This window comes from Chryseobacterium sp. SORGH_AS_0447 (assembly GCF_030818695.1).
Classification (GTDB): domain Bacteria; phylum Bacteroidota; class Bacteroidia; order Flavobacteriales; family Weeksellaceae; genus Chryseobacterium.
On sequence record NZ_JAUTAR010000001.1, the window covers coordinates 2,415,779 to 2,437,094 of the forward strand.

At 39.8% G+C, this 21,316-nt stretch carries 20 protein-coding genes and 1 riboswitch; of the genes, 10 read left to right on the forward strand and 10 right to left on the reverse strand.

The features are described 5' to 3' along the window. Positions 1–98: 98 nt before the first annotated feature. The 4 genes from QE422_RS11145 (at position 99) to QE422_RS11160 (ending at position 6,409) form a co-directional block, all read left to right on the forward strand. Positions 99–692 (forward strand): TetR/AcrR family transcriptional regulator, encoded by a 594-nt coding sequence (locus tag QE422_RS11145; protein WP_307458092.1) that lies wholly within the window; start codon positions 99–101, stop codon positions 690–692. Positions 693–790: 98 nt separating this feature from the next. Next, positions 791–2,143, forward strand: a complete 1,353-nt coding sequence (locus tag QE422_RS11150) for a TolC family protein (RefSeq protein ID WP_307458095.1) — start codon at positions 791–793, stop codon at positions 2,141–2,143. Positions 2,144–2,152: 9 nt separating this feature from the next. Beyond that, positions 2,153–3,214: an efflux RND transporter periplasmic adaptor subunit gene (locus QE422_RS11155; RefSeq protein ID WP_307458097.1), complete on the forward strand. Its 1,062-nt coding sequence runs from the start codon at positions 2,153–2,155 to the stop codon at positions 3,212–3,214. Positions 3,215–3,220: 6 nt separating this feature from the next. Next, positions 3,221–6,409: an efflux RND transporter permease subunit gene (locus QE422_RS11160; protein ID WP_307458100.1), complete on the forward strand. Its 3,189-nt coding sequence runs from the start codon at positions 3,221–3,223 to the stop codon at positions 6,407–6,409. 690 nt (positions 6,410–7,099) lie between these two features. Here QE422_RS11160 and QE422_RS11165 read toward each other — a convergent pair. The 10 genes from QE422_RS11165 to QE422_RS11210 form a co-directional block, all read right to left on the reverse strand. Continuing rightward, complete coding sequence (locus QE422_RS11165; RefSeq protein ID WP_146939660.1) at positions 7,100–7,546, reverse strand: KTSC domain-containing protein; 447 nt, start codon at positions 7,544–7,546, stop codon at positions 7,100–7,102. 182 nt (positions 7,547–7,728) lie between these two features. Next, positions 7,729–8,175: a hypothetical protein gene (locus QE422_RS11170; protein ID WP_307458105.1), complete on the reverse strand. Its 447-nt coding sequence runs from the start codon at positions 8,173–8,175 to the stop codon at positions 7,729–7,731. Beyond that, on the reverse strand, positions 8,168–9,610 hold the full coding sequence (locus tag QE422_RS11175; protein ID WP_307458107.1) for an AAA family ATPase: 1,443 nt from the start codon (positions 9,608–9,610) through the stop codon (positions 8,168–8,170). Before QE422_RS11175 ends, QE422_RS11170 begins: the two co-directional genes overlap by 8 nt. Before the next feature lie 125 nt (positions 9,611–9,735). Further along, a complete protein-coding gene (metE, locus tag QE422_RS11180; protein ID WP_307458110.1) occupies positions 9,736–12,042 on the reverse strand; it encodes a 5-methyltetrahydropteroyltriglutamate--homocysteine S-methyltransferase in 2,307 nt (768 codons plus the stop codon). Positions 12,043–12,406: 364 nt separating this feature from the next. Beyond that, positions 12,407–12,592, reverse strand: a riboswitch (cobalamin riboswitch). Positions 12,593–12,667: 75 nt separating this feature from the next. Beyond that, on the reverse strand, positions 12,668–13,207 hold the full coding sequence (locus tag QE422_RS11185; RefSeq protein WP_307458113.1) for a hypothetical protein: 540 nt from the start codon (positions 13,205–13,207) through the stop codon (positions 12,668–12,670). Positions 13,208–13,217: 10 nt separating this feature from the next. After that, positions 13,218–13,796, reverse strand: coding sequence for a hypothetical protein (locus QE422_RS11190; protein WP_307458115.1), 579 nt, complete (start codon positions 13,794–13,796; stop codon positions 13,218–13,220). A 31-nt stretch (positions 13,797–13,827) separates the two neighbouring features. After that, positions 13,828–14,409 (reverse strand): GDP-mannose pyrophosphatase NudK, encoded by a 582-nt coding sequence (gene nudK, locus QE422_RS11195; RefSeq protein ID WP_307458118.1) that lies wholly within the window; start codon positions 14,407–14,409, stop codon positions 13,828–13,830. A gap of 20 nt (positions 14,410–14,429) precedes the next feature. Next, the gene (locus QE422_RS11200) at positions 14,430–15,335 is read right to left on the reverse strand and encodes a TIGR01777 family oxidoreductase (RefSeq protein WP_307458122.1); all 906 of its coding nucleotides are present in this window, start codon (positions 15,333–15,335) and stop codon (positions 14,430–14,432) included. Between the two features lie 9 nt (positions 15,336–15,344). After that, the gene (locus QE422_RS11205) at positions 15,345–15,701 is read right to left on the reverse strand and encodes a hypothetical protein (RefSeq protein WP_307458125.1); all 357 of its coding nucleotides are present in this window, start codon (positions 15,699–15,701) and stop codon (positions 15,345–15,347) included. Positions 15,702–15,715: 14 nt separating this feature from the next. Further along, positions 15,716–16,309, reverse strand: a complete 594-nt coding sequence (locus tag QE422_RS11210) for an HPP family protein (protein ID WP_307458127.1) — start codon at positions 16,307–16,309, stop codon at positions 15,716–15,718. A 162-nt stretch (positions 16,310–16,471) separates the two neighbouring features. On the opposite strand from QE422_RS11210, the gene QE422_RS11215 reads away from it, so the two are divergent. The 6 genes from QE422_RS11215 (at position 16,472) to QE422_RS11240 (ending at position 21,290) form a co-directional block, all read left to right on the forward strand. After that, positions 16,472–16,804 carry a single-stranded DNA-binding protein gene (locus QE422_RS11215; RefSeq protein WP_307458130.1) on the forward strand — a complete coding sequence of 111 codons (333 nt, stop codon included), beginning with the start codon at positions 16,472–16,474 and terminating at the stop codon, positions 16,802–16,804. 17 nt (positions 16,805–16,821) lie between these two features. Then, entirely contained in the window at positions 16,822–17,274 is a 453-nt protein-coding gene (locus QE422_RS11220) for an HRDC domain-containing protein (RefSeq protein WP_307458132.1), read from the forward strand. Positions 17,275–17,421: 147 nt separating this feature from the next. Further along, positions 17,422–18,792, forward strand: coding sequence for a histidine--tRNA ligase (hisS, locus tag QE422_RS11225; RefSeq protein WP_307458134.1), 1,371 nt, complete (start codon positions 17,422–17,424; stop codon positions 18,790–18,792). Then, positions 18,792–19,439: a GNAT family N-acetyltransferase gene (locus tag QE422_RS11230; RefSeq protein ID WP_307458137.1), complete on the forward strand. Its 648-nt coding sequence runs from the start codon at positions 18,792–18,794 to the stop codon at positions 19,437–19,439. Before hisS ends, QE422_RS11230 begins: the two co-directional genes overlap by 1 nt. 118 nt (positions 19,440–19,557) lie before the next feature. Continuing rightward, the gene (locus QE422_RS11235; protein WP_307458140.1) at positions 19,558–20,490 is read left to right on the forward strand and encodes a PH domain-containing protein; all 933 of its coding nucleotides are present in this window, start codon (positions 19,558–19,560) and stop codon (positions 20,488–20,490) included. 68 nt (positions 20,491–20,558) lie between these two features. Further along, positions 20,559–21,290, forward strand: coding sequence for a hypothetical protein (locus QE422_RS11240; RefSeq protein ID WP_307458142.1), 732 nt, complete (start codon positions 20,559–20,561; stop codon positions 21,288–21,290). The last annotated feature ends 26 nt before the right edge of the window (positions 21,291–21,316 follow it).

Genomic DNA, 21,316 nt, shown 5'->3' on the forward strand with positions numbered 1-21,316 from the left:
AACTGATGCATATCATAATAATTTCTTTAATTATTTTGTTTAACAATTTTGTCAAAACAATTGATTGATTTAAATTTGTACAAATTTGTTTAACAAAAATGTCAAATCAAGCAAAAAAAGACCAAACACAGGAATTAATCAAGGAGACAGCAAAGAATCTATTCTTTGTGAAAGGTAAGTTTGATGCCACTACACAGGAAATTGCCGACGCAGCGGGTGTCAACAGAACGCTGATCAATTACTACTTTCGCTCGAGGGATAACCTGATTCAGATTATTTTCGATGAAGCCCATAAAGTGGAACATGAAAAATCGGAGATCATTATGAGTTCGGATCTGCCTTTTAAAGAAAAAATCGCCCAGTTTATAAAAGGAAGTCTATCCACCAGCTTACAATATCCGTATCTGGAAACCTACATTGTTTCACAGATCAATAAAGGGAACTGTCACAAAAGAGATATTGAGGAAGACGAACTCGAAAAACTGTATACTGATATTGAAACAGAAATGGAATTGGGAAATATCGAAAAAATGAAACCCATCCAGTTTCTCCTGAACATGATTTCCTTACTGGTTTTTCCAAGTGCCGTGAGACCGCTGCTGATGGAAAACCTGCTGATCGATGAAACGGAATTTGATAAAATCATTTCCGAAAGAAAAGAGATTATTCTGAATATGTTATTTAAGAATTAACAAAAAAGTTAAAGTAATTTCTCAAATGATCCGTCCTTTAGAAATAAAATCACTGAAAAGAAACAATCATATTAAAATAATAAACGAAGTATAAGATTATGAAAAGTAAACGTATAACTGCAAGAAAGCTAAAAATAGGAATAGCTGCTGCATTTATGATGTTCGGTTTTTCATCGGTGTCTGCGCAACAGCAGGTTTCCCTTCAGGAAGCTATCAAACAGGCGCTCCAAAATAAGGCAGAAGCCAAAAAAGCTGCTTTACAGATCAAAAAAGCCGAATATAAAATTGATGAAGCCCGTGCCGGTGCTTTGCCTCAGATCAGTGCAACTGCCGGTCTTACCTACAATCCGATCATTCAGGAGTCCCTTCTTGAATTTGGCGGACAGAGAATCAGAGCCCAGCTGGGACAGCCATGGAGTTCCACAGCTTCCGTACAGCTGCAGCAGGCTATTTTTGACCAAAGGGTTTTCACCGGGCTCAAAGCAGCGAAATCCACAAGGGAATTTTATGTTCTGAATGCCCAGCTTACCAACGAACAGCTGATTGAAAACGTAGCCACGGCTTACTATCAGGTATTTGTTCAGGAAGAAAACCTGAAAACCGTAGAAGCAAGTTATTCCAATACAGAAAGGGTAAGAAACGTGATCAAAAGCTTAGTGGATAACGGCCTGGCAAAATCCATTGATCTGGACAGGACCAACGTTCAGTTAACCAACATCGGATCCAACAGACAGACGCTGAGAAATGCTGTAGAACTATCCAAGAATGCCTTAAAATTCTACATGGGTGTTCCGATCAGTACCGATATTGAGCTTGAAGAAAAAACCATCGAGCCAAAGCCTGAGTTGATAGCCAGTACCGTAAACCTGGACGAACGTACCGAAGTAAAAGTTTTAAATAAAAACAGAGAGCTTCTGGTTTACAACAAAAAAGCGACTGAAGCGTACCGCTATCCAACAGTTAATCTGGTAGCCAACTATGGCTGGGGAGCCACCGGGGCTAAGTTTCCGTTAACCAACGGCATCAATAACGGGGTTCTTTGGAGTGATTATTCAGCTATCGGATTGAACGTCAATATTCCGATCTTCACAGGAGGATCCACAAAGGCGAAGATCAACCAGGCGGAAATCGATATCCAGGATCTGGATCAGGATATTCAGAATACGCAGCTGAGCCTGAGCCTTGATTACAGAAACGCCATTACCAATATGGAAAATGCCCTCATTAAGATCGATAATACGAAAGACAATGTAGGCCTGGCGGAAAGGGTCCAGAAAAATACCCAGTCCAACTACCAGTACGGTCTGGCTACACTTACGGAAGTGCTGGATTCTGAAAATGCCCTTACGGAAGCCAAACAGAACTATGCCAATGCGCTGCTGGATTATAAGCAGGCGGAGATCAAGCTGATTAAAGCAAAAGGTGAACTGAATACATTACAAAATCCATAATAAACTACAATGAAAAAAACTCTAATATATATCATCGTGGCGGCCGTACTGGTCGGTTTGGCAGCATACAAGATTGCCGGTAACAAAGAAAAACAGACCAAAGAGGTACAGGAAGTGGCCAAGCAGGTAGACAAGATCAATGTAAACGTTGTAACCGTTTCCAGAGAAAATATTGATACCGATTATTCCGCAAACGGAACCTTTATCCCAAAACAGGAATCCAACCAGTCTTCCGAAATTTCAGGACGGATTGTAAGCGTCCTGGTAAAAGAAGGATCAAGAGTAGGGGCAGGCCAGGTATTGGCAACCATCAAGAAAGATGCGATCGAAGTAGATGTTACCCAGGCTCGGAACAATTTACAGAATGCCATGATCGACAATCAGCGTTATGAAAATGCGTTTAAAACAGGAGGGGTTACCAGACAGCAGCTGGATAATTCAAGATTACAGCTGAAGAACGCGCAGGCGGCAGTACGCGCACAGGGCGTAAGGGTAAACGATACCAGCGTACGTGCGGGGATCAGCGGTACCATCAACAAAAAAATGGTAGAACCGGGAATGGTGGTAGCACCGGGAACGGCTCTATTTGAAATTGTAAACATCAATTCATTGAAACTTTCCGTATTGGTAGATGAAAGCCAGATCGGAAGAATTGCCCTAGGCCAGGAAGTATCTATTAAAGTAAATGTATTGCCGGATGAAACATTCACCGGAAGAATTACCTTCATTGCTCCTAAGAGTGACGCTTCTCTGAATTTCCCGGTAGAAATCGAAGTTCAGAACAGAGGAAACCTGAAAGCGGGGATGTATGCAACGGCAACCTTTAAAACCAACAACGGTGCGGAAACCCAGAATATGCTGACGGTTCCGGCAGAGGCCTTCGTAAACGGTGTAAGCTCAGGACAGCTGTTTATCGTGAACAACGGAACTGCTAAACTGATCACCGTACAGACCGGAAAGGTATACGGCGATAAAGTTCAGATCCTGAGCGGACTGAAAGGAGGAGAGCAGGTAATTACCAGCGGACAGATCAACCTCGACAACGGTTCCAAAATCAATATCGTAAAGTAAGAGCAGATGAAGTTAGCAGAAATATCCATTAAAAGGCCGTCCCTGGTGATCGTACTCTTTACGATCCTTACGCTGGGCGGTTTATTAAGCTACTCCATGATGGGGTATGAATTGATTCCGAAGTTTGAAACCAATATGGTCACCATTTCTACGGTGTATCCCGGAGCTTCTCCGGCGGAGGTGGAAACTTCCGTGACCCGTAAGATTGAAGATGCCGTAGGTTCTCTGGAGAACGTAAAAAAGGTAGAATCTTCATCGTACGAAAGTTTATCGGTGATCATGGTTCAGCTAAACACGGGAGCCGATGTCAACTATGCCTTGAATGATGCCCAGAGAAAGGTAAATGCGATCCTGGCAGACCTTCCGGATGATGTAGATCCACCGTCCTTGCAGAAATTCTCGCTGGATGATCTTCCGATCATGACACTGAGTATTACCAGCAACAAGCTCAACAACAAAGAGCTTTATGATCTTCTTGATAAAAAAGTGGAACCGATCTTCTCCCGTGTAAACGGAGTGGCTCAGGTAGACCTTGTGGGTGGACAGGAAAGAGAGATCCAGGTAAATCTGGATGAAAAGAAACTTCAGGGGTACGGATTGTCCATCGGTGATGTACAGCAGGCAATCCTCTCTTCCAACCTGGATTTCCCGACGGGAGCTTTGAAAACGAGAACTTCGAGATCGACGATCCGTCTTTCCGGAAAATATAAAAATGTAGCAGAGCTGAACAATCTGGTGGTTTCCAACAAAAATGGAGCACAGGTACGTCTTTCTGATATTGCAACCGTTTTCGATTCACAAAAAGATGTGGAGAAGATCGCGAGATACAACCAGAATTCCACGATTTTGCTTCAGGTGAAAAAACAATCGGATGCGAATGCCGTAGCGGTATCGGATCTGGTGAAGAAAACCATTACCCAGGTTCAGAACGATTATAAAGTGCAGGGGCTTAAACTGAATATCGTTGATGACTCAACCGACTTTACCCTGGAAGCGGCGGACCACGTAATTTTCGACTTATTTTTAGCGATTATCCTGGTAGCGGTGGTCATGTTGTTGTTCCTTCACAACATCAGAAACGCATTCATCGTAATGGTTTCGATCCCGATGTCCCTGATTGCTACCGTAATCGGAATGTACCTGATGGGCTATACCCTGAATTTGATGAGTTTACTCGGACTTTCACTCGTAGTAGGTATCCTTGTGGATGACGCGATTGTAGTACTGGAAAACGTATACCGACACATGGAAATGGGGAAAAGCAGGATCCGTGCGGCTTATGACGGAGCTTCGGAAATCGGGTTTACCGTAACCGCCATTACCTTGGTAATTGTGGTGGTATTCTTACCGATTGCAATGAGTTCCGGATTGGTATCAGATATCCTGGCGCAATTCTGTGTCACGGTAGTTATTGCTACTATGTTGTCATTACTTGCTTCATTTACCATCATTCCTTGGTTGTCTTCAAGATATGGGAAACTGGTACACCTTACCGGGAAGAATGTTTTTGAAAGGTTTATTCTCTGGTTCGAAAAGCAATTGGAGAAATTCACCCACTGGATTACAGGTATTTTGGAATGGGCTTTAAAAACCACCTTGAGAAGAGTAATGACGGTGGTGGTAACCTTTATTATCTTAATATCTTCCTTCATGCTGGTGGCATTCGGATTTATCGGAGGGGAATTCTTCCCTAAAATGGACCGGGGACAGTTCCTTGTTCAGATGGAATTGCCGAAAGACGCTTCAGTAGAGAAAACCAACCAGGTTACCCTTGCTGTTGAAAAATTCCTGAGAAATGACAAGGATGTAATAGATATGATCACCACAGTAGGTCAGCAATCTTCCGGATTCGGAGGAGCGCAGGCAACCTTATACCAATCGGAGATTCAGGTAATTTTGGTTGATAAATCGGAACGTAACGAAAGTACCGATATCAAATCCGCCAAGATTAAAAGAGCACTGGAAGAGAAATTCACCGGGGTTGAATTCAAAACGGCACCGATCGGATTGATGGGAGCGGATAACGCCCCGATAGAACTGGTGGTAACCGCTCAGGATAATGAAACTGCGAACAAAGAAGCACAAAGAATCCTTGATCTCCTTAAAAAAGTTCCGGGTTCAGTAGATGCCGAATTGTCAACCGACAGCGGGAACCCTGAAGTGCAGGTAAATATCGACCGTGATAAGATGGCTGCTTTAGGCTTAAACCTTTCCAGCGTAGGACAGACGATGCAGACAGCATTCAGTGGTAATACCGACGGGAAATTCAGAGCTGGTGAATACGAATACGACATCAACATCCGTTTCGGTGATGCCAACAGACAGTCGATCGACGACGTACGGAACCTGATGTTTACCAATCCTCAGGGACAGCAGATCAGATTAAGTCAGTTTGCCGATGTGAAAATGGGATCCGGGCCAAGCTTACTGGAACGTAGAGATAAATCGCCTTCAGTGAAAGTGAAATCCAAAGTAGTAGGCCGTCCGGTAGGAGACGTTGCCAACGAGTGGGCTGCCATGTTCATGGATAATGAAAAAACAAAACCGGCGGGTGTATCGTACATCTGGAGCGGGGATATGGAAAACCAGACTGAAGGTTTCGGTACGTTGGGGATCGCTTTATTGGCAGCCATCGTATTGGTATACCTGGTAATGGTTTCCCTGTATGATTCCTTCGTTTATCCGTTTGTGGTACTGTTCTCCATTCCGCTGGCACTGATCGGGGTTATGGTGATCCTGGCCATCACCGGAAACTCACTGAACATCTTTACGATGCTGGGAATGATCATGCTGATCGGTCTGGTAGCGAAGAACGCGATCATGATCGTCGACTTTGCCAACATGAGAAAAGCAGCCGGGGCCAACACCCATGATGCGCTGATCCAGGCCAACCACGCCCGTCTCCGTCCAATTCTGATGACAACGATTGCGATGATCTTCGGGATGATCCCGATCGCGATTGCCAAAGGAGCCGGAGCAGAGATGAACAACGGTCTGGCATGGGTAATCATCGGAGGTCTTACCTCATCGCTATTCCTGACCCTGATTATCGTACCGGTTGTATATTCACTCTTTGATTCCGTTTTACGAAGAATGGGCAAAGGGCAGCCGGTAGATTATGAAGCGGAAATGAAAGCCGATTACCAGCACAGAGACCTGAGCGAAGACGGATTTACGCCGAAACATATAGACTAACTATTAATAATCAACCTTTAATTAACCGAAAAGCGTATCAGCAATGATGCGCTTTTTTTATTTGATGAAAGATGTATTACACTGAGTTTTTTTAACCGCAAACCGGAGGTTCGACGCAGTCAAAAGTCACCAAAGATGCAGATGCTGTATATCACGTGAATTCGAGATTATTTATCTGATTTAAAATACGTTGCATAAAATAAAAGCAGAGAGGTAATTAGAGATTTCTAAGCAGGGTTACTTTAAGGTTCACGTTAAATGAGCTGCATCAATCAATAGGGTCGGGCTTTAGCCCGACTTCATTATGACGCCATACATCCGGCTTTAGCCAAAATCTGTCCGCATGTAGCCAAAGTCCGATCATCAGGCATGCTGTAGTAAATGGGCTGAAATCAATTGTATTGACTATATACCTTATTTTACATCGAACTCACGTTATATACTAAAGATGAATATCTGAAGGTATGACAGCGCACAAAAGTTTTAAAAATCAAAGATTTTTATATTCCCTGGTTTAAAGGAATAACTATCCCAATAAGGTTATCGAAGCCACACGATCATCTGTCAAAATCTGTATCATCCCTGAGAAAATTAGCGTTCTTTGTGTTTTTTATCCCGGGCTTCCTGAAATATCAAAATAAAAAAGACTCTCAGAAAACCTGAAAGTCTTAATTATATATTTTTAGAAAATTAATCGGCCATTACTTCACCGGCTTTCCGGTAAACAAAGCTTCCATAGATATGCCTTCTTGCAAAACGGCTTGGCGAATCGGCGTTTACCATTTTAATGTAGGTATTTCTCGGAACACTTAGGTATTCATAAATATTTCCGTTGAGGTGCTGCACCGTAAGGATGGATTTTTCCAGGTAAAAATCCTGAATATTCGACGTGGTGATGGTTTCCGTGTATTCTTCTTTGTATTTCTCCTGCGTTTCCGGATTGATGCTTACCAAAAAGTGATAAGCCTCGATTACCGATTTGCTTTTCTCTTCCGCTTCCAGCTTTCCGGCTTCGTCGTTGATGAATTTATCAGGATGCGTATCTTTCATCGTATTCCTGTAAATGGTCTTCAGTTCCTTTAACGTTACGTTTTTATCTACTTCCAGCAACTTTCTGTATTCGCCTAATTTTTTCATATGGTTGGATCCTTATTTCGGACTGCAAAATTAAGGTTTTAAATTGATAAATAATCATTTAATTTATAATTGATTAACTACAAATTAACATAAATATTAAAATAATTTCTCCATTTTAAAATTAATAGCAATTTTTAATTGTTGGAGTTGGCATTTTAGGCTCAATCATTAATCTTTTACCATTAAAATATAAATTTTATGTTTATTAATGTTTCAAGTTTTAATCCTAAATCTCTCTTATATACTTCTTTATTAGTTACAAAAAAGAGTTTTGTCTTTTTATAATCTAGATCAAGAACTTTTTTAAATTTATCTTTTATAAAATCATATAAAGTTGTCTCAAATTTTTGTCGCATATTATCATTGCAAAATGATTGAGAGGTTGTAATATTTTTTAATTCTACTAAAGTTAAACCATATCCACTTTTAATACATTTATTAATGATTAAGCAGTCAATTGAAGGTGGAGTTTTTGCTAAATTTAAGGAGTTATAATAATCATCAACCTTTATGATTACATAAGAATCTTTCCCTATATTTTCGTCTAATGTGACACAAATATCATTTTCACAACATTTCTCAACTATAAATTGCGAAAGAGTTTTATCGGACTTAATTTTATTAATCATCTCCTTCAGCAAAATAATTTAACCTTTCCATATATAGTTTTTCTGAAATATCTTGGAAATTATTATCATTTATTCCTTCTTCATCTACTTCCATATTACCTTCAATTGTTGAATAATCAGTATCCTTGATTAAATGATGTACGCTCATTTTTTTAGGATCTAATTCATTTTTAATAAGTATATTATTAATTTTATTAAACATATAGTTACTATGCGATGTAATGAAAATTTTTAACTTATATTTAGTTAGTTTTACAAAGAGCTCAATCAATTTTACTTGAATTTCCGGATGAAGATGTGCTTCTGGTTCTTCAATGAATAGTATATCATATCCTTTCTCACGACGTCTCTTTCTTGAATAAAAGGGATCGTAAAAAAAGATGTTATTCTTCTTAATTGAAGAATATTTATGATTTAAAATATGTTTAAAGTAAATCACAAGAGGCGATAATTCTGCAACCATAGACGACGATTCAGATAAATTTAATTCTAAATCGATATTTTGTGGTTTATAAAGAATTCTTTTAGTTTTATCATCATATTTTACTTCGCCTTTTAATAAATCATTTTGTAATTGAGTAATAATATCAGAATAATCTTCATTAATATTTTCTTTATCAATAGTTGATAAATCAATAAAGTAGTCTGAGAGCGGTTCTGACAATGATGGTAATTCAATACTTTTGTTTTGAATAAAAAAACGATTTTGTGTTAATTCGGCAATTATTGGTGTAAAGGCATTTAACGCTTGATATAAGCCTGACCTGCTTGCAGGAAGATAATAAATATCTTTAATATTAAAATCTACTTTCGTTAATATATCATTCACTTTGTTAATTAAAAGCTGGCGAAAGCTCTGAGAGAAAGAATCTTCATCAGGTTCACCAAATATTTTTTTTCGATCACCTATTAAAGTATATTTAGTCGAAATTGTATCTTTTAATAAAAATTTAAGTTCTTTTATATCATTCTCATAAGATAAATCTAAATTTCCATCATCATCAGAATAGATTAAAATACATTCATTTGTTGATACATGGATTAATATTTCATAGTTTAAATTTGTATACCTATTTTTTAAATTAGTTAAAGATGAAAAAGTATTTAATAAAGAATTTTGTAATCCACTTAGAATAATTTCTTTTAGATCACTTTCAATAAATCCTACTAGGTCTTTGCTTATATTTACACTATTATTTTGTTTAAGATTTTTGTATTTTCTTTTTACAAATTTTGAAAATTTATTATCAACTTTATCCTGATAAGTATAGTACTGATAAATAGATTTATTTTTAATATTTTTTATCAGACAATAGAGACAATATGTTGCATAAGATTTACCAATTGCATTATCTCCATAAATCAAATTTAAATCTTTTGAAAGATCAAATTTTATGTTTTTTATAGGGCCAAAATTTTTTATTTCAATAATCATGATTTTAGCAAATTTGAATTAATTACGAATATAATCTAAATTTTCTAACAAAACAATTTAGCTTAAAAACAAAAACAGGAGCCCCGAAAGGCTCCCGAAAAAATAAATATCAACAAGTAAAGCGTTTACACAGCGAATACCTCGCTCATTTCTTTTGAGGCGGCAACCATCGCAATCAGCGCTTTCTCGGTTTCTTCCCAATGCCGGGTTTTCAAACCGCAGTCAGGGTTTACCCAAAGCTGTTTTGCCGGGATCACAGCCTGAGCTTTTTTCAGCAGCTCCACCATTTCTTCTTTGGACGGAACCCTTGGTGAGTGAATATCATACACACCCGGACCAATCTCATTCGGATATTTGAAATCGGCAAAAGCGTTCAGGAGCTCCATCTGGCTTCGTGAACATTCAATCGTAATGACATCCGCGTCCATATCGGCGATATTTTGAATGATGTCATTAAATTCAGAATAACACATGTGGGTGTGGATCTGCGTGGCATCTTCCACACCGCTGGCCGAGATACGGAAAGCCTCAACGGCCCATTTCAGATAGTTCTGCCATTCGGAAGTTCGTAACGGCAGGCCTTCACGGATTGCAGGCTCATCGATCTGGATAATGCGGATGCCTGCTTTTTCAAGATCAGTGACTTCATCACGGATCGCCAAAGCAATCTGCTTGCAGGTTAGAGAACGGGGCTGATCATCACGGACAAAAGACCACTGAAGAATGGTAACCGGTCCGGTCAGCATTCCTTTCACCCATTTTGAAGTTAAAGACTGGGCATATTCCGACCAGTAGACCGTCATCGGAGCCGGGCGGTGAACATCTCCGTAAATCACCGGCGGTTTTACACAGCGGCTTCCGTAGCTCTGTACCCAGCCGTTTTGGGTAAACGCAAACCCGGCCAGCTGCTCGCCGAAATATTCCACCATATCGTTTCGTTCGAATTCTCCGTGAACCAGCACATCGATTCCGATCTCCTCCTGCCAGCGGATGGTTCTTTCGGTTTCTTCTTTAAGTAAAGCATCATATTGTGCGGCACTCAGTTCTCCCTTTTTGAATTTTGAACGCCAGGCTCTTACCTCTTTAGTCTGAGGAAAGGAGCCGATTGTAGTTGTAGGAAATAACGGAAGCTGAAGAATATCCTGCTGAGATTTTTTTCTTGCCTGAAACGAAGAAGATCTTTTCGCATCTTCTTCAGTCGTTACATCAACACGGTCTTTTACTTCTGGATGATGGATTAAGGCTGAGGTGTTGCGGTTTTCTATGGCCTTTTTATTTTCGGCTAACTGCTGCAGCGTATTGTAATCCGGATTTTCAGAAGCTAATTTTTGTAAGATTACGATTTCCTGGACTTTCTGCTTGGCAAATGCCATCCACTGCTTAATTTCCCCGGACAAAGCCTCTTCGTTTTTTTCTGCATCAAGATCGGCAGGAACGTGGAGTAATGAACAGGAAGAAGCAATGAACACACGCCCGGAACCTATTTTATGTACCGCTTTTGCAATGAATTTTAATGATTTCTCGAAATCATTTTTCCAGATATTCCGGCCGTCAACAATTCCCAGGGAGAGGCTCAGTGTTTCAGGAATCGTCTGTAAAACCTCATCCAGCTGTTCGGGGCAACGCACGAGGTCAATATGTAAAACATCCACCGGCAGGGAAGAGGCCAATGAAAGATTGTTCTGCAAGCCTTCAAAATAAGTAGCGAGAATGAATTTCAGATTGGGAAACTGTTTACGGATTTCAGCATAGATCAATCGGTAGGTCTCTTTTGCTTTATCACTAAGATCCAATGCTAAAAACGGTTCGTCAAACTGAATGTATTCCGCACCGTGGTTTTCCAGTCCTTTTAAAATTTCAAAATAAACCGGAAGCAGCTTATTTGCCAGATCCAGCCTATCAAAACCTTCTTCTTTTTCTTTACCGAGCAACAGATACGTTACCAAACCGATGATCACCGGCTTTGCCTGGATTCCTGCCTCTTTCGCACTGATGAATTCTTTAATAATCTTATCTGAAAACAGGCTGAACTCCTGGTCCTTCCGGAACTCAGGAACGATGTAATGGTAATTGGTATCGAACCATTTGGTCATTTCCATAGCGGTAATGTCCAGACCCTCTTTCTGGAATCCTCTGGCCATGGCGAAATAAAGGTCCAACTCATGTTTTTGGGAAGCGATTTCCTGATAACGCTGGGGAATGGCGCCTACCGTCAGCGTCATGTCCAATACCTGGTCATAATACGAAAAGTCGTTGCACGGAATCAGGTCGATGCCTGCCTCGTGCTGCAGCTTCCAGTTGTTTTCTTTGATGGTCCTGCCGGTCTCCAAAAGAGTGTTTACATCGGTTTTGCCTGTCCAATACTGCTCGCAGGCTTTTTTGAGTTCTCTGTTGCTACCAATACGCGGATAGCCAAGAATGTGCGTTTGCATGTTCTTAAAACTTTTAAATGAAACAATAATTTTAAAAGTTCTTCAGATGCTTCGCAATGCGCGCGGGGAAGGAATTTTAAGGAATAGAAAGGATACACTAATGACGTATTTTTCCCATAGGATATGGATTTGGTTTGAAAATCTTATTTTTTGACTCAAGTCGTTAAGTAAAATGCCGTAATTCCTGCCCATTCAAAGACAGAAAAGATAATAACGGGTATCCATCGCTTTACAGCAACAAATCCGCAGTTCACTGCAACTTAAAAATAAAAGTCCTGAATAAAATACATTCAGGTGGAAATTTAAACCAAAATACGTTCAAAATGCATCATCTGTATGACCCAAAAGCTCCAGACCGCGAGAGCATTGTCAATTCGGAACAGGCAGGTCTCCTGACTTATAACAGTTTCTGTCATCCTTCCCGTTTGCACAGTGGATATACTCGGACAAAAACCTTTGGGGTATTACTTACAGTTGCGCGACAGCTCGTGATTCTCACACGATTCCCTATTAATCTACTTTACGTAAAACCTTTTCCGTTTGATGAAGGATGTTAAAGAACTATTTCCGGACAAATGTAGGAAATATTTTTTATCCCTGTTAACGTTATAAACGTTAACAGGGATTAAGTTAATAGGGAGAGCGCCAATTCCAGCGATTCTTTAATATGCAGGTCTAATGCATTTTCATTTTCCAAAGGATAATAGAATTCTTTCGGGTTCACAAATACATTGTTGTATTTCGTCCGTTCGCTGGCACCGTCCACATCAATAGATAAAAGCCCCGGACTTCTTTTACGCTGTACGGTTTTAAGGCCTTTGGAAGTTACTTTGGATTCCACGCAGCCGACGAGGGCGCCTCTGCCTAATACATCAAAACAGATTACGGTGTAAATTCCATTTGGAACCAGTTGGCCGGGTGGGAGAATGCAGGCATAGAGCACATGAGGTAAATTGGTAATACCACGGGAGATTTCTATGGTCAAATCAATGTCTCTAAATTCTTTATACCTTTTTTGCAGACCTTTCTTTAACCCGCTCAGTGCATCACGAATGGTCATCATTCCCGGATCATTAGTCCGTAACGGATGTCCTTTGACAACCGGATGTCCTTGCCTGAATTCGCATATGGCATTGAAATAATCGGTGATTGGAGAGTTAATCATTGATTAATCATTACTCTGTCCTTTGAAAAATATGCGTAAGCTTCGCATTTTTAATGAACTCTTCAGTGGACGTATTTTGATCTGCTCTTTTGTCGGTCAGTTCAAAATAATACGCCATCATATTCGGAAACTTCGGGTCTTTACACATCACTTTGAATCTTTTAACCGTAGGATCTGAACTTAAAAAAGCCTGCTCTGACGCACTACTCAGCCTGATGTTGTTGACATCGAAAGCATCTTTCCAGTTTTTCTGAAGTTTGGCAAAACGCTTCTGGGTTCTGTCGCTGTCCTCATTTTCAAACTTATCGACCTGAAAATCGGTAAGAAGCTGCGGATAAACCAATCCTTCCTTCAGCAGGAGGGTGGTAATTTTATCAGCAGGATCATACAGAACTGTCTTATTGTCAAATACAATCTGTTTGTCTTTTACGGTGATCTGTCCGGTAAACTTTTTATAGTTTTTCTTTTTGTAATCATTTTTAAAATGTTCGATGACCGCTTTATCTTTAAGACCGGCCTTTGTGGTTTTCTGGGCAGCTGCAGAAACCGATAGAAGTACGGAAAAGCTTAGGGTATACAGGAGTTTCATTGGATAAGATTTATTATTAGAACGGCCGAATCTACAAAATATTTTTAATTCTCAGGTGCTGAAGGAGCATGATTGTTTTGGCATCCCTGATTTCCCCGGAATCAACCATCGTCAGTGCCTCAGCAAAGGCAACTTCCAGCACTTCGATGTTCTCTCCTTCGTCAGCAAGTCCGCCACCTTCGTTGATCCTCATTTCCGCAGAATATTCCGCGATGAAAAAATGAAGGATTTCCGTAACCGAACCCGGCGACATATACGCTTCGAAAATCTTTTCGATATGGGAAATCTTATATCCGGTTTCCTCTTCGGATTCCCGCCTGATGCAGTCTTCCGGATTATCGTTGTCGAGCAGGCCGGCACAGGCTTCGATCATCATGCCTGATGCGTTTCCGTTAATGAACGTGGGTAGCCGGAATTGTCGGGTTAATATAACCGTTTCTTCTTTTTTGTTGTACAATAAGATTACCGCGCCATTTCCCCGATCGTAGGCTTCACGGCTTTGCTGCTCAAAAGTGCCGTCTTTTTTCTGAATAGTAAAGGTTACTTTCTTTAGGGTGTACCAATTATCGGATAGAATCTCCGTTTTTTCAATCGTTACTTTAGTATCGTGCATAAATTGTATTGTCTTGGTTTTTAATTTTTTAAAAGATCTTTTAACGCCTCCTTCAGATCAGGGAATTTAAAATGAAAGCCTGCATGCTGTATTTTTTCCGAACAAGCCCTTGAACCTTCGAGGACTGCTACTGAAAGCTCACCGAAGAGCAGCTTCAAAACAAACGCCGGAACATTAGGCATGAATAATGGTTTTTTCAGGACTTTAGCTGCCTGTACCGTCAGATCTTTATTGGTTGCATGCTCAGGAGCAACGGCATTAAAAGCTCCGTCCAATTCAGAATTTTTCAGCGCAAACTCATACATGGAGCAGATGTCCTGGATATGAATCCACGGCATGTATTGTTTTCCGGTGCCCAGAGGAGATCCGATGCCTGCTTTTATGGTCGGAAGCATCTTCTTTAAAGCTCCTTCCTTTTCAGAAAGAACAACGCCGGTTCTCAGTTTCACAACGCGTTCAGCAACCCGCTGATTTTTGAATTCATCGGCTGCCTGTTCCCAGACAATGGTTACTTTACTCAGGAAGTCATGTCCCGGTCCGTCTTTTTCCGTAAAGATCTTTTCGGTAGTTTCGGTCCCGTAATAATTGATCCCTGAAGCGGAGACAAAGGATTTAAGTTTTTGATTTTTCTTCTGTAGCGTTTTTAAAAGAAGGCCGGCAGAACCAACCCTGCTTGAGATAATTTCTTTTTTTCTTTCTTCCGTCCACCTTTTTTCTGCGACGCCCGCTCCGGCCAGGTGAATGATGTGCGAAACATTTTCAAGAGCAGTTGCATCAATTGTACCGGCATCGACATTCCACTCAAACTCATTTGCATTTTGCTTTTTCCGGGTTAAAAACCGGACGGTATATTCTTTTTCAAGTCTTTGTGATAATTCTTTAGCGATTAAACCGTTGGCTCCGGTGATTAGGACGATTTCTTTCATATAATAATGTTAGGTGGTATTTTGTGATTGGTTTCTTACAATCAGAATAAAGTCGTCATCCAAAAGTTTATAGCCATAATCGTAGATGAATTTATATTCGGAACCATTTTTATAAACTTTCAAATTGGTAAAATAGTTAAAATCAAAACCCAAGCCATCAAGTTTGGTACGGGAAATTTTTGTTTTGCCGTCGGTATTTACTTCGGTCAGGATTCTGTAATTTTTACGGAGTTTGTTGTTCACATTCCGCATCAGGTTGTTGGAATCTTTATTCTGTTTGTTGTTGTAGGCGTTTCGGCAGGCATCATTGCAAAATTTTTTGTCTGATCTTCCGATAATTTTTTCGCCGCATTCGAGACATTCCATAATTTTTTATTTTTTCATTTGTGTGGATGATTGTGTTTTTTTCTGAGCAGTTCTTTAAACCTGCTGTGTGCAGGATAGCTTCTGTTGGAGGTGATATTATTAAAAAAAAGCGCAGTAAGCAATAAAATAAGGCAGCCTGAAAGAACCGGTGACAATACATACCAGAATCCCAGTTCAGGAATTTTCCCTGTTGAGCTTACGGCAATTAACGCCGTAGCGCCGCCGGGTGGATGTAAAGTTTTGGTATACTGCATTAAGACAATAGAAAAAGCAACAGCCAATGGTGCAGAAAGCCAGATGATATCGGGAACAATTTTATAAACTGTTACTCCTACCAAAGCGGAAATGACGTGGCCTCCGATAAGATTGCGGGGCTGGGCCAAAGGGCTCTGAATGGCTCCGTAAATTAAAACGCTTGATGCCCCGAAAGAACCGATTAAAAAAATGTTTTCTGTGGCCGATAAGCTGTGTGACTGAATGAAAGCAATAATGCCGATTCCGAAAAATGCACCCAGGAACGACCAGAAATGTTCTTTATAATCCACCAGCGTTTCTTTGTAGATTACATATTTTGAAACCCGTAATGTTCTCTTAATTGTCTTCTTCATATCATTTCAAAGATACGGAATTTATCCGTTTACAAACGACTACAAATGAATTTAAATAGTTTTATACCGACTGGGGTTATGGAACCGGGTCATCTTTGCAACAGAGATTTGAGAAAACAGTGAACGTCTCGGATCTGAATATTAACTTTAAAAATGCAAATTATGTCACTACGAAACAAAATTACCTTAATCGGTCACACAGGAAAAGAAGTAGAAATTATCAACTTTGAAAACGGAACTTTAAAAGCCAGCGTATCTCTCGCAACCAGTGATCATTATACCAATGCAAAAGGAGAGAAAGTAGAAGAAACCCAATGGCACAATTTGGTTGCCTACGGAAAAACAGCAGAAATTCTTCAGAAATATGCTCCGAAGGGAAAAGAGCTTGCCGTAGAAGGAAAACTGACTTACCGTTCTTATGACGATAAAGACGGAGTAAAAAGATTCATCACCGAAATCAGAGTAGACGAGATCCTTTTATTAGGAGGAAAATAATTTTAAAAGGTACTGCCATGAAAGTAAAAATTTTTAAAATACGGATCAATGAAGAATACCTTCATAAAGATCAGAAAATGTTGGATGCTTTTCTGGAATCCCACGAAATAGTAAAAGTGGAAACGGCTTTTATAAACGACGAAAATTACTGGTCGGTTGTATTGTATTTCGAAGAGCTGAAAATGGTTAAGGATGTAGTAAAAGAATCAAAGCGGACAAAATATTCAGCGGAAGATGATATTCTGACTTCCGATGAAACAGCAATCCTCGAAGCCCTGAAATACTGGCGTTCGGAAAAGGCGAAAGAGCAGAATCTGCCGACTTATTTTATTGCGACCAATAAAGAACTGATGTCGGTTGCTAAATACAAACCGGCAAAGAAAGAAGAACTGTTGGACATCAAAGGTTTCGGAAAGCATAAAATTGAAAATTATGGCGAAGAAATCCTGGAACTTTTGGAAACCATCTGATTTTAGATAGAAACACAAGTGATGGGAGTATTATTTTTACCCGAAGCCGGAGATTATTGTTCTCCGGCTTTTTCTTTGTCTTAAAAGTCGGCTCAATTCCTTATTTTTGCTGCTTACAAATATTAATTATCATTTATCTATTATAAAATGAAACCAGGTTTAGCAAAAGGAACGAGAGATTTTACGGCATTGGAAGTGGCGAGAAGAAGATATATCATCAATACTTTACAAAAAAACTTCGAGTTATTCGGGTTTCAGCCGCTTGAAACGCCAAGCTTTGAAAATCTTTCTACTTTAACGGGAAAATACGGGGAAGAAGGTGACCGACTGATTTTTAAGATCTTAAATTCGAGTATTAATGAAGCAAAAGAAGATAAAAAGATTCTAATGCTTTCTGATTTCCAAAAAGCTTTAGATCAGCCATTTAATTCAGAAAATCTTACTGATAGAGCCCTCCGTTACGATCTTACCGTACCTTTTGCGAGATTCGTGGCAATGAACCATAACCAGCTTACTTTTCCTTTCAAACGCTATCAGATCCAGCCGGTCTGGAGAGCAGACCGTCCGCAGAAAGGCAGATTCAGAGAGTTTTATCAGTGTGATGCCGATGTGGTAGGGAGTGAAAGCCTGTTACAGGAAGTAGATCTGGTTCAGCTGTATCTGAAATCGTTTGCTGAGCTTGGTGTATCGGTAACAATTCATATTAACAATAGAAAAATACTTTCCGGATTGGCAGAGTTTGCAGGCATTACCGATAAACTGATCGATTTTACAGTAGCTTTGGATAAGCTGGATAAAATAGGAAAAGAAGGTGTTGTAAAAGAATTGCTGGAACGCGGAATTGTGCAGGAATCAATTGATAAACTGGACTTCTTATTTAACCAGTCTGACGATGCCTTGGAAAACCTGCTTCAGCTTAAAGAAAAATTTGCAGGAAACGAAACCGGATTGAAAGGGGTGGAAGAACTCGAAACGGTGATTACCCAATCTTTAAATCTTGGGGTGGATATTCAGAATCTCAGATTCGATATTACTTTAGCCAGAGGTCTGGATTATTATACCGGAGCTATTTTTGAGGTGAAAGCGGATGAAGTGAAGATGGGTTCCATCGGCGGCGGTGGAAGATACGATAACCTTACCGAAGTTTTCGGTGTTAAAAATATTCCGGGAATCGGGATTTCTTTCGGTCTGGACCGGATTTATCTGGTGATGGAGGAGTTAGGGCTGTTTCCGGAAGAGGCAACTTCCAAAGTAGAATATCTGTTTGCGAATTTCGGCGGAAACGAAACACTGGAAGCTTTACAACTCATCAGGCAGCTCAGAGAAAAAGGGATTTCGGCAGAAATATATCCGGAAGCGGCGAAGATCGGGAAACAGTTTACCTATGCAGAAAAGAAAGGCATTAAAAATCTTGTTTTCTTGGGAGAAGAGGAAATTAAAAACGGAACGGTAACGTACAAAGATCTTGAAGCAGGAGAACAGAAAACCGTTTCGAAGGAAGAATTTTTAGCCTGGTAATGAATCGCGTTCCTAAAGATTTACTTGAAAAATGGCTTAAAGGCTGGTCGATCTCAAGGGGCAAGCCTTTGCCGGAAGCCTGGAAATCCGGATACAAAATTCAGGTTGGAGATAAGGAGCAAAAAGAGAGATATGTATTCCCGGAGGTAAGCGAAGATTTTATTCAGCTTTCGGAATCGATCCGTGAGCCTTGGGTTTATCTGAAGGTTTGTGCGCCTTTTGAAGAATTCGGAACACTTATTCCGGAACGTTGGAAAATCCAGCCGCAGGGTTACATGATGCATTGTCCGGAAAAAATGACCATTCGTAAAAGTAATCATCTGAATGGTTATTCCATGGAAGTGCTTGGGCAACAGCCGAATTCTTTTATTGTTCGGATTTTTTCCGAACATAAAAAAGAAGCGGCCATCGGAAGGCTCGTTATCGTTGACGGACTTGCCGTTTATGACCGGATTAAGACCGAACAGGATCATCTGCGGAAAGGCCTTGCCACGCAGATAATCAGACAGCTTGAAACAATTGCGCTGTCTCAAAAGGTTTCAGATCATTTCTTAGTGGCGACGGAACAGGGAAAGCTTTTATATGAATCTTTAGGCTGGAAGCTTTACAGCCTGTACAGCTCAATAGTTATACCGGAAGAAGATTGATGTGGCCTGGATCAGTATTACAAAACATAAAGTTGAATATAAGTGATTTTCCTTCATAATCTGTTAAATACCAAAATGATTTTGTAATTTGTAACTGAAAAAATTAAACTAATAATTAATGAATGCGATTTGCGGACTATGTGGTAACCCATTAACTTCAATGGACACCGTTACAGGAGAAAACAAGCTGGCAGACGGCCATTTGCTTTGCAACAAATGCTTTAATCAGGCTGCTTCTCTCAACAGAGATATCGTCAATAATCTCAGCCAGTTTTTCCTTCCCGAGATCAGAGGAATTATCCTCCAGGGAAAAATTGGTCTATCTGAAAATCCCATGTCTGCAAATTCTTCAGGTCTTCAGAATACGGAGGTGCCGAGTTTCGGATTTGGCGGAATCCCAACAAGGTTTGACGAAATTCAGGATCAGATTGTTGCTCTGAATGCGAGATTAAGTATTTTGGTAAACGGTGAAGTGAAAGAGCTCGTAAATATTTTAGAAAGGGATGAACAACTGACTGCCATTGCGGAGGCGCTTACCATTCCCGGAAAAATAGAAGGGCTTCTGTTTTCCACACCGAAAAGAGTCGTCTTTATCGATAAGAAGCTTCTGGGAAATGTACAGAAGGACGAATATCCGTATCATCAGATCCGGTCGGTTGAGCATGTGGAAAGCCTTCTTTATTCAACCCTTAGAATTTTTTGTAAAAACGGTTCCTCAGCAGAATTTAAGCTTCACAATAAAAGCGACGGCAGAAACTTCAGCAATGCTTTTAACAGATACTTAAACGGCAGTACGGAGCAGTCTGTTTCACAACAACAACAACAAATTCAGGCTTCTACTTTTAATCTCTCTAATCTTCCAGATCAGGAAACGCCGTTTCATCAAAAAAGCAGTACTGAATCTGCCTTCCAAAGCGGATCCAACGACAAAAGAGAATCGGCAGACGTTATTATTCAGCGGCTGGAAAAACTGGGGAAATTAAAAGAAATGGGAGTTTTAACAGAGCAGGAATTTGCAGAACAGAAAAGGAAACTGCTGGAAAGGCTTTAAAAACAAAAATCTTGATTCAGATCATTTAAATAAAAATAGAATCAAAGAAAGAACAGTATAATAAAACCATGATAAAATTATTTATTCTAAAGATCATTAATGGAAAATGGTCTGCCCCTTTTTTTATAACCGCTATCAGTATTTTTTGCTGGTTATTGATGTGGATTCTTCCCGTTACAAAAACCATTTGGAATCTATGTTTTATTATTCCATTATGTGTCGGCTTCGGATATACGCTTCTGGGAATTTCGAAATTATTCAAAAAGCGTTTTAAAGAGGGCTTTGTTCAGATCATACTTTCCATTATATTTACTTTTGTCGCGTGTATTTTTTTCATCATTCTCGTTCCGAAGAGCCCTTATAAGGAATATAAAGGCGATATTGTAAATCCAAATAATGTAAAGGTCAATATGCCGCTGGATTTTATTGGAATGGATGAGAAGCCATTGGTTGAAGTAAAAGGCCAGGATGTTCTTCTTTACAATTATCAGCAGCCCGGACAGTATAAATATGATGTATTTCTTAATAAAATTGAAAAGGGAAAAGTATATTTAAAGATGTTTGATCTGACGACCAATAGACTCCTATCTGCAAAAAAAATTAAAAAAGAATCTGAGTTAGAAGTTGAAAATACATCGGATGAACTGCAAGAATTTGAATCTGATAAGATATTTATTATTGAAGAAGGTGAATGGGGGAAATATTATGGAAGCAGGGTAGAAGTTTGGTTCCGGCCTGAGGATGCGTCCAAACCTGAAAGAAAACTGATGGTGAAAAATTATGTGATCCAGGGAAATTAATCTAGTAAAATTAAAATTTCATATAA

Bases quoted from the DNA above. Each gene is read 5' to 3' on its own strand.
- QE422_RS11200 (WP_307458122.1), bottom strand. From the start codon at position 15,335: ATGAAAGAAATCGTCCTAATCACCGGAGCCAACGGTTTAATCGCTAAA.
- QE422_RS11170 (WP_307458105.1), bottom strand. From the start codon at position 8,175: ATGATTAATAAAATTAAGTCCGATAAAACTCTTTCGCAATTTATAGTT.
- QE422_RS11165 (WP_146939660.1), bottom strand. From the start codon at position 7,546: ATGAAAAAATTAGGCGAATACAGAAAGTTGCTGGAAGTAGATAAAAAC.
- metE (WP_307458110.1), bottom strand. From the start codon at position 12,042: ATGCAAACGCACATTCTTGGCTATCCGCGTATTGGTAGCAACAGAGAA.
- QE422_RS11235 (WP_307458140.1), top strand. From the start codon at position 19,558: ATGAATGCGATTTGCGGACTATGTGGTAACCCATTAACTTCAATGGAC.
- QE422_RS11190 (WP_307458115.1), bottom strand. From the start codon at position 13,796: ATGAAACTCCTGTATACCCTAAGCTTTTCCGTACTTCTATCGGTTTCT.
- QE422_RS11160 (WP_307458100.1), top strand. From the start codon at position 3,221: ATGAAGTTAGCAGAAATATCCATTAAAAGGCCGTCCCTGGTGATCGTA.
- QE422_RS11145 (WP_307458092.1), top strand. From the start codon at position 99: ATGTCAAATCAAGCAAAAAAAGACCAAACACAGGAATTAATCAAGGAG.
- QE422_RS11205 (WP_307458125.1), bottom strand. From the start codon at position 15,701: ATGGAATGTCTCGAATGCGGCGAAAAAATTATCGGAAGATCAGACAAA.
- nudK (WP_307458118.1), bottom strand. From the start codon at position 14,409: ATGCACGATACTAAAGTAACGATTGAAAAAACGGAGATTCTATCCGAT.
- QE422_RS11210 (WP_307458127.1), bottom strand. From the start codon at position 16,309: ATGAAGAAGACAATTAAGAGAACATTACGGGTTTCAAAATATGTAATC.
- QE422_RS11220 (WP_307458132.1), top strand. From the start codon at position 16,822: ATGAAAGTAAAAATTTTTAAAATACGGATCAATGAAGAATACCTTCAT.
- QE422_RS11185 (WP_307458113.1), bottom strand. From the start codon at position 13,207: ATGATTAACTCTCCAATCACCGATTATTTCAATGCCATATGCGAATTC.
- QE422_RS11175 (WP_307458107.1), bottom strand. From the start codon at position 9,610: ATGATTATTGAAATAAAAAATTTTGGCCCTATAAAAAACATAAAATTT.
- QE422_RS11215 (WP_307458130.1), top strand. From the start codon at position 16,472: ATGTCACTACGAAACAAAATTACCTTAATCGGTCACACAGGAAAAGAA.
- QE422_RS11230 (WP_307458137.1), top strand. From the start codon at position 18,792: ATGAATCGCGTTCCTAAAGATTTACTTGAAAAATGGCTTAAAGGCTGG.
- QE422_RS11240 (WP_307458142.1), top strand. From the start codon at position 20,559: ATGATAAAATTATTTATTCTAAAGATCATTAATGGAAAATGGTCTGCC.
- QE422_RS11155 (WP_307458097.1), top strand. From the start codon at position 2,153: ATGAAAAAAACTCTAATATATATCATCGTGGCGGCCGTACTGGTCGGT.
- QE422_RS11150 (WP_307458095.1), top strand. From the start codon at position 791: ATGAAAAGTAAACGTATAACTGCAAGAAAGCTAAAAATAGGAATAGCT.
- hisS (WP_307458134.1), top strand. From the start codon at position 17,422: ATGAAACCAGGTTTAGCAAAAGGAACGAGAGATTTTACGGCATTGGAA.